9 protein-coding genes and 1 pseudogene are annotated in these 13,119 nt (G+C 67.5%); 7 read left to right on the top strand and 3 right to left on the bottom strand.

Annotation, left to right across the window (positions count from 1 at the left end; genetic code table 11):
• Positions 1 to 16 precede the first annotated feature (16 nt).
• Positions 17 to 3,397: an ATP-binding protein gene (locus ACZK4H_RS21760; RefSeq protein ID WP_099552820.1), complete on the top strand. Its 3,381-nt coding sequence runs from the start codon at positions 17 to 19 to the stop codon at positions 3,395 to 3,397.
• A gap of 106 nt (positions 3,398 to 3,503) precedes the next feature.
• On the opposite strand, the gene ACZK4H_RS21755 is transcribed toward ACZK4H_RS21760, so the two are convergent.
• Positions 3,504 to 4,283 carry a sulfite exporter TauE/SafE family protein gene (locus ACZK4H_RS21755; RefSeq protein ID WP_099552828.1) on the bottom strand — a complete coding sequence of 260 codons (780 nt, stop codon included), beginning with the start codon at positions 4,281 to 4,283 and terminating at the stop codon, positions 3,504 to 3,506.
• A 102-nt stretch (positions 4,284 to 4,385) separates the two neighbouring features.
• Between ACZK4H_RS21755 and ACZK4H_RS21750 the strand changes: the two genes are divergently transcribed.
• Positions 4,386 to 4,778: a YchJ family protein gene (locus ACZK4H_RS21750; RefSeq protein ID WP_099552821.1), complete on the top strand. Its 393-nt coding sequence runs from the start codon at positions 4,386 to 4,388 to the stop codon at positions 4,776 to 4,778.
• Positions 4,779 to 4,781: 3 nt separating this feature from the next.
• Here ACZK4H_RS21750 and ACZK4H_RS21745 read toward each other — a convergent pair whose 3' ends face one another.
• On the bottom strand, positions 4,782 to 6,062 hold the full coding sequence (locus ACZK4H_RS21745) for a GGDEF domain-containing protein (RefSeq protein WP_099552822.1): 1,281 nt from the start codon (positions 6,060 to 6,062) through the stop codon (positions 4,782 to 4,784).
• Between the two features lie 150 nt (positions 6,063 to 6,212).
• Between ACZK4H_RS21745 and egtB the strand changes: the two genes are divergently transcribed.
• From egtB to ACZK4H_RS21720, 5 genes and pseudogenes are all read left to right on the top strand, one after another.
• Positions 6,213 to 7,484 carry an ergothioneine biosynthesis protein EgtB gene (egtB, locus tag ACZK4H_RS21740; protein ID WP_099552823.1) on the top strand — a complete coding sequence of 424 codons (1,272 nt, stop codon included), beginning with the start codon at positions 6,213 to 6,215 and terminating at the stop codon, positions 7,482 to 7,484.
• Complete coding sequence (egtD, locus tag ACZK4H_RS21735; protein ID WP_099552824.1) at positions 7,481 to 8,455, top strand: L-histidine N(alpha)-methyltransferase; 975 nt, start codon at positions 7,481 to 7,483, stop codon at positions 8,453 to 8,455. Before egtB ends, egtD begins: the two co-directional genes overlap by 4 nt.
• A gap of 81 nt (positions 8,456 to 8,536) precedes the next feature.
• Entirely contained in the window at positions 8,537 to 9,805 is a 1,269-nt protein-coding gene (locus ACZK4H_RS21730; RefSeq protein ID WP_099552825.1) for a lytic murein transglycosylase, read from the top strand.
• A gap of 40 nt (positions 9,806 to 9,845) precedes the next feature.
• A complete protein-coding gene (locus ACZK4H_RS21725; protein ID WP_099552826.1) occupies positions 9,846 to 10,712 on the top strand; it encodes a D-hexose-6-phosphate mutarotase in 867 nt (288 codons plus the stop codon).
• 50 nt (positions 10,713 to 10,762) lie between these two features.
• Positions 10,763 to 11,537, top strand: a pseudogene (locus tag ACZK4H_RS21720) (DUF2628 domain-containing protein).
• 6 nt (positions 11,538 to 11,543) lie between these two features.
• Here the strand turns inward: ACZK4H_RS21720 and ACZK4H_RS21715 are convergent.
• Positions 11,544 to 12,731, bottom strand: a complete 1,188-nt coding sequence (locus tag ACZK4H_RS21715) for a benzoate/H(+) symporter BenE family transporter (protein ID WP_099552827.1) — start codon at positions 12,729 to 12,731, stop codon at positions 11,544 to 11,546.
• Between the last annotated feature and the right edge of the window lie 388 nt (positions 12,732 to 13,119).

Genomic DNA, 13,119 nt, shown 5'->3' with positions numbered 1-13,119 from the left:
GAGACCCGACCATCGCATGGCTATCTCCAAGCACACCCCCGCCCTGTTCAACGAAGGCCTGCCGGACCCGCGCCTGCAGCAGTTCCGCATGCGCCGCCTGCAGGTGCACAACTGGGGCACCTTCAACGGCCTGACCGAAGTGCCGATCGCCGAGCGCGGTTTCCTGTTCGTCGGCCGTTCCGGCTCGGGCAAGTCGACCCTGCTCGATGCCATGTCCGCGCTGCTGACGCCGCCGGCCATCGTCGACTTCAACGCCGCCGCGCGTGAAGCCGAGCGCAGTGGCCGCGACCGCAACCTGGTGTCCTATGTGCGTGGCGCCTGGGCTGACCAGCAGGACAGCGGCACTGGCGAAATCGCCACCCAGTACCTGCGCAAGGGCGCGACCTGGACCGCACTGGTGCTGGAATACCGCGCCGGCGACGGCCGCGTGGTCAGCCTGGTGCGCCTGCTGTGGATCTCCGGCAACGGCACTTCGGCCGGTGACGTGCGCAAGCACTACATGATCGCCGAGCGTCCGTTCGACATCGCCAAGGATCTCGGCGGCTTCGACCTGGACCTGCGCAAGCTCAAGCAGAAGCTGTCCGATCTGCACCACTTCGACGCTTTCTCCGGCTACGCCGAGCGCTTCCGCGACCTGCTCGGCATCGACAACGAGATGGCGCTGCGCCTGCTGCACAAGACGCAGTCGGCGAAGAACCTGGGCGACCTCAACGTCTTCCTGCGCGACTTCATGCTCGACACGCCGAAGACCTTCGACGCCGCCGAGCGCCTGGTCAGCGACTTCGCCGAGCTTGATGGCGCGCACCAGGCGGTGGTCACTGCCCGCCGCCAGGTGGAAACCCTGCTGCCGGCACGCGCCTACTACAACGACCTGAAGGAAATGCACCGCCAGCGCGGTGACGACGAAGCACTGAAGCTCGGCGTCGACAGCTTCCGCGAAAGCCGCCGCCAGGCGCTGATCGAAGCGCGCCTGCGCGAGATGGACGTGCGTGACCGTGGCCTGCTTGGCGAAGAAGCCCAGCGCCGTGCCGCACTGGACAATCACACCGAGCGCCTGGCCGAACTGGAACTGCAGCGCCGCCAGCAGGGCGGTGAGCGCATCGAGGAACTGGAACGCGAGCAGGGCCGCGCCGAAGCCGAGCGCGACCGGCGCCAGGCCAAGCGCGAGCAGGCAAGCCTGGCCGCGCAGCAGCTGGGGGCCGAACTGCCGGACGACGCACACGGCTTCGCCGAACTGGTTGAGCGCGCACAGAACGAGCTGCAGGACCGCCAGCGCGCCTCTTCGGCGCTGGACGATGCGATCAGCGATCGCCTGGGTGGCAAGCGCGATGACGAGCGCCGCTTCGGCGAAGTCCGTGCGGAACTCGAAGCGATGCAGCGCACGCCCTCCAACATCCCGGCGCCGATGCAGAAGCTGCGCGCGCGCCTGGCCGAGGAAACCGGCATCGCCGAAGCGGCGCTGCCGTTCGTCGGCGAGCTGATCCAGGTCCGCTCGGAAGAGCAGGGCTGGCAAGGCGCCATCGAGCGTGTGCTGGGTGGCTTCGCGCTGTCACTGCTGGTCGACGACAAGCATTACAACGACGTCGCCGAGTGGGTGAACCGTACCCACCTGGGCATGCGCTTCACCTACTACCGCGTGCGCCGCAACGATGATGCATTCGCCCGTGAGCCGTCGGCGAAGTCGCTGCTGCACAAGCTGGAACTTCGCGAGCATGTGTTCGAAAGCTGGCTGCGGCGCGAGCTCGGCAAGCGCTTCGACTACGAGTGCGTGGACGCCAAGCAGCTGCGCAACGTCGACCGTGGCATCACCCGCGAAGGCCAGGTCAAGCATCCGGGCGACCGTTTCGAGAAGGACGACCGCAGTGCGGTGGGCGACCGCCGTCGCTGGATCCTCGGCTTCAACAACCACGACAAGGTGGGCGCCTTCGAGCGTGAAGCACAGGAGCTGGCCAAGCGCATCGCCGGCTGCGAGACCGATATCGCGCGCCTACGCGGCCAGCGTGATCGCGACAACGAACGCCGCCTGGCCTGCCATGAGCTGGTCAGCATCAGCTGGAACGAGATCGACATCGCCGCCCCGCAGCAGCGCCTGGGCGATATCGAGGCCACCCTGCGCGATCTGCGCGAAGGCAATGCCGACCTGGCCAAGCTGGCCAAGCAGATCGACGCCGTGCGCGCCGACATCGAGCAGTCGCGCCGCACCTATGAAGACGTCCGCGTCGAGCGTGGCCAGCTGGTCAAGGAACGTGATCGCCTCGACCGCGCACGCCAGCAGAGCCGTGCGCTGGTGCTGCCGAGCCTGGCCCAGGAGCAGGAAGCCGGTCTTGCCGAGCGCCTGCAGGAGCAGGGCCCGCTCAGCCTGGAAACGCTGGAAGCGCACATGCGCCAGGTCAGCAACGCGTTGAACGAGCAGCTGTCGTCCTCGCAGCAGGACCTCAACCGCATCGAAAACCAGCTGATCGGTTGCTTCCGTCGCTTCATCCAGCAGTGGCCAGAGGAATCGGGCGACTTCACCGTCTCGGTGGCCTCGGCCGAGGACTTCCTCGCTCGCCTCGAACGCCTGGAGCGCGATGGCCTGCCGCAGCACGAAGAGCGCTTCTTCGATCTGCTGCAGAACCAGAGCAAGAACAACCTGCTGGCCCTGCAGCGCCACAGCGCCGAGGCCCGCAAGTCGATCGGCCAGCGCCTGGACGAAGTGAACGCCAGCCTGGAACAGGTGCCGTTCAACCGCGGCACGTTGCTGACCATCGAACTGAACGACCGACGCCTGCCGGAAGTCGGCGAGTTCCACCTGCAGCTGCGCGAAGTGCTGTCGCAGCAGCAGACCGAGCAGCGTGAGCTGGCTGAATCGCAATTCACTGTGCTGCGGCAGCTGGTCAACCGCCTGGGCTCGCAGGAAGGCGAGGACAAGCGCTGGCGCGAGCTGGTGCTGGACGTGCGCATGCACGTGGAGTTCATCGGCGTCGAGCTGGATGCGGAAACGCGCCAGCAGGTCGAGATCTACCGCAGCGGCGCCGGCAAGTCCGGTGGCCAGCGCCAGAAGCTGGCCACCACCTGCCTGGCGGCCGCGCTGCGCTACCAGCTCGGCGGTGCCGACAGCCAGCTGCCCAGCTACGCCGCGGTTGTGCTCGACGAAGCCTTCGACAAGGCCGACAACGAGTTCACCGCACTGGCGATGAACATCTTCGACAACTTCGGCTTCCAGATGGTGGTTGCCACCCCGCTGAAGTCGGTGATGACGCTGGAACCGTTCATCGGCGGCGCCTGCTTCGTCGAGATCAGCGGCCGCCACGACTCGGGCGTGCTGCTGATCGAGTACGACGAAGAGGGCAAGCGCCTGAAGCTGCCGGAGCGCAGCCGTCAGCAGGCCAACGAACCGGAAGAAGCCGAGGCCTGAGCGCCTCGGTCCATCTACCTGTAGAGCCGAGCCATGCTCGGCTGCTCTTCGCGGCCGGACTCAGCGTGCCAACCAAGGTTGGCACCTACCTGGTCATCAAGCTCATTCACGCACCGCGGAACGTATCCCACGCCATCCGCGCGATCAGCACCACCACCAGCCCCACGAACAGCTTGCGGATGAACGGCGTACCGCCCTTCAGCGCCAACCGCGTGCCCACCACCGAGCCGATGATGTTGGCCGCCGCCATCGGCAGCGCGAACAGCCACAGGAGGTTGCCGGTCGGCACGAAGAACGAGATCGCCGCTACGTTGGTGGCCAGGTTCACCACCTTCGATGCCGCCGAGGCGCGCAGGAAATCCAGGCCGAAGAAGCGCACGAACAGGAAGATCAGGAAGCTGCCGGTGCCCGGCCCGAAGAAGCCGTCGTAGAAGCCGATCGCCGCACCGATGGCCAGCGCGATCGCCAGCTCACGCCGGCCGATGTCCTGCGGCCGGTGCAGCGCGCCGAAATCCTTCTTCCACAGCGTGTAGGCCAGCATCGCGATCAGCAGCACCAGCACCAGTGGGCGTACCGCGTCCTTGGGCAGCAGGCTTACCGCGGTGGCGCCGGCGAAGGAGAAGATGAAGGCCGTGCCTGCCGCGAACAGCACCGGCTTCCACGGGAAGCGCACGTTGCGCGCATAGCGCCAGGCGGCTGCTCCGGTGCCGAACATCGAGCTGAATTTGTTGGTACCGAACAGCATTGCCGGCGTCTGCTGCGGCAGCACGGTGAACAGGCCGGGTAACTGCACCAGCCCACCGCCACCGACGGCGGCATCGACCAGGCCGGCGATGAAGGCGATCACCACCAGCCACCACAACTCAGGGGGAACCAGTTCCAGCACGGCGATCAATCGATGTGGGGGCGCGACAGCATACGCCTGTCCTGCACCGGCTGACCCGTGCCCCGCGTGGATCAATCCGCACAACCCGGCGACAATGCCTGCATGAGCCGAAAATCCACCGACCCCTGCCCCTGCGGCCTTCCCGCCGATTACGCCGCCTGCTGTGGCCGTTTCCATGCCGGTGAGGCAGCACCCGATGCCGAGCGCCTGATGCGATCGCGCTACAGCGCCTATGTGCGGGGGCTGGCGGACTACCTGCGCCAGAGCTGGCACCCGGACACCCGTCCGGCCGAGCTGGCGTTGGATGATGCGCCGGGCCAGCGTACGCACTGGCTGGGCCTGACCGTGCACGAACACACGGCCACCGGTGCCGACAGCGCCGAAGTGCGCTTCACCGCCCGCTACCGCGTGGGTGGCGGCAGCGCGGTGAAGATGACAGAGCACAGCCGCTTCCTGCGTGTCGACGGCCGCTGGTACTACCTCGACGCCGTGTGAGCCTCAGCCGCCGCGCACCGCCAGCACGCGCTGGCCGGCATGCGCGCGGACCTGGTTGCGGCCGCCGTCCTTGGCTGCATACAGCGCCTGGTCGGCAGCCTTGATCACCGCTGCTGGCCGCTCATCCACGCGGCTGTCCGCCAGGCCGATGCTCACCGTCACCTGCACCGTCTGCCCGCTCCCGCCGCGTCCGCGTTGCTGGCGTCCCGTTTCATCGTCGCGGCTGCGGGTGCTGCGGTCGCGCAGCTGCATGCGGGTGTCCTCGATGGTCTGCCGCAGCGCCTCGACCGCATCCACGCAGGCCGCTGCGGGACGATCCAGGAACACCACCGCGAACTCCTCGCCGCCATAGCGGAACGCACGGCCACCATCTCCCACCCTCGCCAGCCGCGAGGCCACCAGGCGCAGCACATCGTCGCCGGTGTCGTGGCCGTGGGTGTCGTTGAACGATTTGAAGTGGTCCACGTCCACCATCGCGATGCTGTAGGTGCCGCGCGCCCGTTGCAGGGTCTCATTGAAGGCGCGGCGCCCCGGCAGGCCGGTCAGTTCATCGCGGAAGGCCATATGGAAGGACTCCTGCAGCATCGCGCCCAGCATCAGCAGCAAGGCCGCGCTGGCCAGCGCCGGCAGCAGCACCGGCTGCAGGAACACCCGCGGCAGCATCCACCACAGGCACAGCAGGGCCAGCAGCATTGCCGTGTGCAGCGGCCGCGGATGCCGCCAGGCCTGCCAGCCCAGCGCGGCGGTTGCCAGGAGGAACAGCAGGGCTGGCAGCTGTGCCAGCGCGTTCCAGTCGGCCGGAATCCAGCTCCAGTGGCGGTTGGACAGCAGATCGTGCATGCCCCGCGGTTGCTGCGTGGCCAGCAGCAGGAAGATCATCAGCGCGGTGCCACTGGCAACACCCCGCAGCAGCAGGTCGCGGCGGCGGCGGCCGCGCTCGGGCCACAACGCCAGGCCCGCGAACAGCAAGGGCAGCCAGGCCGAAATGGCATGGAAGCGCAGCGGTGTCAGCGTCGTGACATGGCCGTTGCGCAAATAGCCACCCACGTCCAGGTGCAGCAGGGCGAACATCACGGCCACCACCAGCATCAGGCAGAGCGTACGCACCTGGTGGTAGAGCAGCGCAAGGCCGGCGCCGAGGCAGGCCAGCAGCCAGGGCAGGATGCGTTGGGCCGGATTGGCCACGTCTTCGTTGCCCAGTGCCGCCCACAGCACCACGGCAACCAGCACGGCGGGCAGCACGAACAGGTAATGCGCAGGCTGGCGGAGCGGATGCAGGGGCAAGCAGGAATTCCAGCGCGGTGACGACGCGGCCGCAGCATTGCCGTTAGCGGCCTCTGCACCGGCTTCTTGAATGCGGGATGGTCACGCATGTGAACGGGTTGACGTCGAACCATGACATCGCACTCACCCTGTTGCGCAGATGCTGCCCGGATGGACAGCGCAGCCACCGCCGTCGCTGCCCCGCAGCGCGATCTCGCCCGCCAGTACGCACGTGTGCGGGACCGCAGCATGCAGTTGGCGGCCCCCCTCAGCGCCGAAGACGCCATGCTGCAGAGCATGGCCGATGCCAGCCCGAGTAAATGGCACCTGGCCCACACCACCTGGTTCTTCGAACGCTTCGTGCTGGCCGGCTTCCCACCTGCACCGGCGCATGACCCTGCCTGGGACTACCTGTTCAACAGCTACTACAAGAGCCTCGGCCCGGCCCATGCGCGGCCGCAGCGCGGGCTGCTGTCACGGCCCTCGCTGCAGCAGGTGCAGGACTACCGCCGCCAGATCGATGCGCAGGTACAGTCACGGCTGGACGCGGGTGATCTCGACGATCAGGCGCTGCAGCACCTGCAGCTGGGCCTGCAGCACGAACAGCAGCACCAGGAGCTGCTGCTCACCGACATCAAGCACGCGTTCTGGTGCAATCCATTGCAGCCGGCCTACCGCGACGACCTGCCAACCGTCCCCGGCACTGCCAGTGCACAGGGCTGGATCGAATCGCCCGAACGCATCATCACCATCGGTGCCGCAGCCTGGCCACGGCATGCCGCGTTCGCCTATGACAACGAATCGCCGCCGCATCGCGTGCTGCTGCCCTCCCATGCCCTGGCCGAGCGCCCGCTCAGCAACGCCGAGTACCGCGCCTTCATCGAGGCCGGAGGCTACCGCGAGCCACGCTGGTGGCTCAGCGAAGGCTGGGCACTGCGTGAAACCGAAGACTGGCAGCACCCGCTGTACTGGGACGACAGCCTGCAGCGCGAATACACCCTGGGCGGTTGGCGCGAGCTGGACCCGCATGCGCCGGTCTGCCATCTCAGCTACTTCGAGGCCGACGCCTGTGCCCGCTGGGCCGGGGCGCGCCTGCCCAGCGAGTTCGAGTGGGAGGCTGCGGCCGCGTCTCAGCCGGTGCGGGGCCACTTCGCCGATGACGATCACCTGCACCCACAGGCCGGGCAGGGCGGTGGACTGCGCCAGCTGTTCGGCGATGTATGGGAATGGACCCACAGCGCCTATGGCGCCTATCCGGGCTTCCAGCCCTTTGCCGGCAACCTCGGCGAATACAACGGCAAATTCATGTGTGGCCAATGGGTGCTGCGCGGCGGTAGCTGCGCCACGCCCCGTGGCCATGTGCGCGCCAGCTACCGCAACTTCTTCATGCCACCGGCGCGTTGGCAGTTCTCCGGCCTGCGCCTGGCCAGGGACCTCGCATGAGTACGGTGCACGACGCGCTGCAGGCATTGACCGATCTCACCCCCGGCCGCCAGCAGATCCTCACCGACGTGGTGGCCGGGTTGTCGCGCACACCGCGCCAGCTGCCGTCCAAGTACTTCTACGATGCACGTGGCTCGCGCCTGTTCGAACAGATCACCCAGACCCGCGAGTACTACCCCACGCGTACCGAGCTGGCCCTGCTTTCGCGGGTACTGCCAGACATCGCCCGCAGCGTCGGCCCGCACCTGCACGTGGTGGAACTGGGGAGTGGCAGCGGCCGCAAGACCGCGCTGCTGCTGGCCGCGCTGCGTGAACCGGTGGCCTATACACCCATCGAGATCTCGCGCGCCGCGCTGCTGTCCAGCATCGACCATCTCGCCCCGGCGCTGCCGGAGGTCGAGATGCTGCCGGTCTGTGCAGACTTCACCCGTCCCGTTGCCGTGCCCATGCCCGAACGCGAACCCGCGCGGCGGTTGCTGTTCTTCCCCGGGTCTACGTTGGGCAACTTTGAAGGCGAGGACGCGGTCGCCCTGCTGCGCGCGATGCGCCAGACCATGGGCCGTGATGGCCTGGCCCTGGTCGGCATCGACCTGCACAAGGAGCCAGCGTTGATCGAGGCGGCCTACAACGATGCACAGGGTGTCACCGCCGCCTTTACCCTCAATCTGCTGGCCCGCCTCAACCGCGAGATCGGCAGCGATTTCGATCTGGATGGCTTCCGCCATCGTGCCCGCTACAGCGTCGCGCGGCTGCGCATCGAGACCGATCTGGTCAGCCAGCGGGCACAGGACGTCCATCTGGATGGCCGCACCTTCCATTTCGAGGCCGACGAACCGATCCGCGTCGAATACAGCCACAAGTACACCGACGACAGCTTCGAAGCACTGCTGCAGCCGGCTGGCCTGCAGGTCATGCAGCGCTGGGATGCTGAAGGCCCGGCCTATGGCCTGCGCCTGTTGCGCGGCATATAGCCGCCGGCAGCCGGCGCCGCTTCAGGTTCGACGGCGACGCTGCGCCTAAGATGACCCTGCAACGGCAACACGGAGGACGCCATGCCCATTCTGACCACGCTCGGCCTGGCGGCCGCTCTTGCCTCGGCACCGACAGCGCCTGCCGTTCCTGCCGCCGGCATCGATCCGGCCTTCAGCCGCTGCCTGTCGGGCCTGCAGGCCACCGCTGCGACACAAGGCATCAGTCCCGACCGTTTCAACGAGATCACCGTCGGCCTCACACCCGACCCCAGCGTGCTCGGCCTGCTTGATGCACAGCCCGAATTCACTACGCCGATCTGGGACTACCTCGCCGCGCTGGTCGATCGCCAGCGCGTTGACGATGGGCGCGCCCTGCTGCTGCTGCACCGCGCCCTGCTCGATCGGGTGTCGGCGCAGTACGGCGTCGATCCGGCCACCATCGTCTCGGTCTGGGGCGTGGAGAGCGACTACGGCCGCGTGTTCGGCAAGCGCCCGTTGTTGCAGTCACTGGCCACGCTGTCCTGCGCCGGCCGTCGCCAACCCTTCTTCCGCGGTGAACTGCTGGCCCTGCTCAAGCTGATCGACCGCGGGGACCTGCAGGCCCAGGGGCTCACCGGTTCCTGGGCCGGTGCCTTCGGGCATACGCAGTTCATGCCCAGCACCTATGCACGCATCGCCGTGGACGGTGATGGCGATGGCCGCCGCGATCTGGTCGGCAGCATTCCCGATGCGCTGGCGTCCACCGCCAACTACCTCAAGCGCGCCGGCTGGCGCAGCGGCGAGCCGTGGGGCATGGAAGTGCGGATCCCGGCGGGTTTCAATGCCAGCCAGGCGGGGCGTACCCAGCGTCGCTCCCTGGCCGACTGGCGTGCGCAGGGCGTGACCGCGCTGGATGGCAGCGTGTTGGCTCCGGCCAACCTGCCGGCGGATGCGCGCGCCGCCCTGCTGCTGCCGGCCGGCAACAAGGGCCCGGCATTGCTGGTGTTCCGCAACTACGACGCGATCTACAGCTACAACGCCGCCGAAAGCTATGCGCTGGCGATCGCGACGCTGGCCGACCAGCTGCGTGGCGGCAACGGGTTGGCCACCGCCTGGCCGACCGATGACCCGGGCCTGGGCCGCGATGAGCGCCGCCAGCTGCAGACCCTGCTGCTGGCCCGTGGTCACGACATCGGTGCCGCCGACGGCATGATCGGCACCGCCACGCGTCGCGCGATCCAGGCCGAGCAGCAACGCCTTGGATGGGCCAATACGGATGGGCGCGCCGGACAACGCATCCTGCGCGCGCTGCAGGAAGAGGCGGCCGCTATCGCACCCGCTGGGCAGAAGGCCTTGCCGGCGGCACGTTGACCGCGACATCATCGCCGCGGTCTTGAAGGAGCGTCATCGCATGCAGTCGAATCCGGACATCAGCACCGGCCTGTATCACGGCCTGGAGGCCTGGCAGGTGCGAACCGCCAACGCCACGGCGGTCGTCAGTGTGTTTGGTGGCCAGCTGCTGTCGTTCATTCCCGATGGGCAGCCCGATCTGCTGTGGCTTTCGCCCACGCGCGCCGAGCTGCCCACGCCCATCCGCGGTGGCGTCCCGGTGTGCTGGCCGTGGTTCGGTCGGCAGGGCCAGAGCGCCGATGTACCGGCGCATGGCCTGGTGCGTACCGCGCGCTGGGAGCTTCTGCAGGCCAGCCAGCGCGATGATGGCGAGGTCGAGCTGCAGTTGGCGCCTGCGCCCAGCGCCGATCCCGGCCTGCGCCTGCAGATGCAGCTGCGCATCGGCCGCCAGCTGTGCCAGCAGCTGGTCACCGAGAACACCGGAACCTCGCCGGTGACCTTCACCCAGGCCCTGCACAGCTATTTCCGGGTGGGCGATGCCAAGCGGGTCGAGGTCGAGGGCCTTGATGGCCTGCAGTACCTGGACAAGTACGAGGACCCTGCGCAGCTGCGCCTGCAACAGGGACCGTGGTCATTGCGCGATCCACGTGATCCCGGTCGCAGCGATCGAATCTATACCGGTGCCGGCGGCCATTACGTGCTGCGTGATCCTGTCCTGCAGCGACGCATCGAGATCCGTAGTGAAGGCAGCCAGACCCTGGTTGTCTGGAATCCGGGCGCCGAAGCCGCGGCGGAAATGGCCGATGTGGGTGAAGGCTGGCGTGACTATGTGTGCCTGGAAGTGGCCAACGCCGGGCCAGAGCAGATTACCCTTGTGCCAGGCGCGCGCCATCAGCTGGTGCAGACCCTGGCCAGTTCCATGCTGTAAGCGCTGGCAGCAGTTCCAGTTTGTCGATGTGGATAGCAAGGATGGAAAACATGCAGGAAGCACAGTGGTGGTATGCCAACGGCAGGCAGAGCGAAGGACCGGTGGACCTGGCCGGTTTGCGTCGCCTGCAGCAGGACGGGACGGTGACTGCACGCACGCTGCTGTGGTGCGAAGGCATGCCCTCGTGGCGGCCGTTGGCGGAACTGGAACAGGCTTCCACCCCCCATCGAGGTGGCTCCGCTCCCGGATATCGACGCGGTCCCGGCGGTTGAGAGCATCGCGCCAAGTGCCGGCGACCCGTCCGATCCGTATCGTGCGCCTGCCGCTGCACCGGAGATGGCTGCGGCTGCCGGGCTGGAGGGTGAGATGGCCTTGTACGCCAGCGTGGTCGGCGGCAACTTCCCGATCTATCGCCAGCGCTGGCGGCTGGATCAGGGCATTGCCACGGGCAGTGGCACCTGGCATTGGCCGGCATTCCTGCTCGGCCTGATCTGGATGATGTACCGCAAGATGTACCGCCTGGCGGCGATGTGGGCCGGCCTGCTGCTGCTGATCAGCGTGGTGGAGACCTTGCTGGATGTGCCGGATGGCCTGTCGCTGGTCATCACCTTCGCGCTCGGCATCACCACCGGCATCTTTGGCAACAGCTGGTACCTGGCACACTGCCAGCGCCTGATTGCCCAGGCCCGTGCCGTCACCGGCGACGATGATGCACGGCTGCGCAGCGAGCTGGCCGCGCGTGGCGGCACCAGCGTGGTTGCCACACTGATCGCCATCGTCATCGCGGTGGTGCTGAGTACCGTTGGCGCCACACTGGCGGGGTAGGGCAGGTCAGCGGCTCTGACGGGGCCGCAGCACCAGCAGGCACACCGCACCGGCCACCAGGCCCCAGAACGCCGAGCCGATGCCGGCCAGCGTGACACCGGAGGCGGTGACCAGGAAGGTGACCAGTGCCGCCTCGCGGTCCCCTTCTACTGCCAGCGCACTGGCCAGGCTGTTGGCGATGGTGCCGAACAGCGCGATACCGGCCACGCAGGCCACCAGCTCCTTCGGGAAGGCGGCGAACAGTGCGGCCACGGTGGCACCGAACAGCCCGATGACAATGTAGAAGGCCCCGGCGGCCATGGCGGCGGTATAGCGCCGTGCCGGATCTTCGTGCGCATCACGGCCCATGCAGATCGCGGCGGTGATTGCCGCCAGGTTCAGCGCGTACGCACCGAACGGCGCCAGTAGTGTATTGACCACGCCGATCCAGCCGATCAGCGGCGACACCGGGGCGTCGTAGCCGGATGCCCGCATCACCGCCACGCCCGGAATGTTCTGCGAGGCCATGGTGACCACGAACAGGGGCAGGGCGATGCCGGCCACCGCAGTCCAGGACAGGGATGGGGTCACCCATTGCGGTACCGCCAGTTGCAGCTGCACCTGCTGTGCGTGCAGCAGGCCGCGGCTGGCCGCGACCGCGATGCCGACCAGCAGGGTGGCGATGACCGCATAGCGCGGGAACAGGCGGCGTCCAGCCAGCCAGGTGGCGAACATCGCCAGCGCCAGCACCAGCTGGGTGTTCATGGCCACGAACACGTCCAGACCGAAGCGCAGCAGCACCCCGGCCAGCATGCCGGCGGCCAGTGCCATCGGCACCCGCTGCATCAACCGGGCGAAGATGCCGGAGAACCCGGCCAACATGCCCAGCACCGCAGCAAGCAGGAAGGCGCCGGTCGCTTCAGAGAGCGAGGCACCGCCGGCACCGACCACCAGCATCGCCGCGCCCGGCGTCGACCACGCAGTCACCACCGGCACGCGGTAGCGCAGCGACAACCCGATGCAGGTGACGCCCATGCCCAGTCCCAATGCCCACATCCAGGAGGCGATCTGCGCCTGGCTGGCACCGACGGCTTGCGCGGCCTGGAACACGATCACTGCGGAACTGGCGAAGCCGACCAGCACGGTAATGAAGCCGGCAACGAGGGCCGGCACCGAAAGGTCGCGCCACCATGCTTGCCGCACCTGCGTGTTCATTGCCGTCTCTCCTGTGTGCATCCATGCATTGATAGCGGTTGCGGCGTTGACCGCGCAATGCGCGGGCAACGCCGCAGCGATCTTCGAGCGTACGCCATGCCTGATGTCGTGGTGCTTCTGTCATCAGCATGCAAAAAAGCGCTTGACGAAATCTGCAGGATCTCTAGAATTCGCTCCCTTGCTGCAGCGCATCGCTTCTTCGGAAACGGCACGCGAACAGCGACGCCATCACCGACGAACGAGATGATCGAACGAAGGTGTTGACGGACTCGAAAAGTCCGGCATAATAGGCGGCTCGCAACGACGAAAGACCTTCGGGTCCAACGACGAAGCAGCATCGGCAACAACGTCCACTCCGGTGAGACGGCCTTGAAAAAAGGTGTTGACG

This window comes from Stenotrophomonas sp. 78350_Sma (genome assembly GCF_056482105.1).
This window is presented reverse-complemented; position numbering and strand designations above follow the sequence as displayed.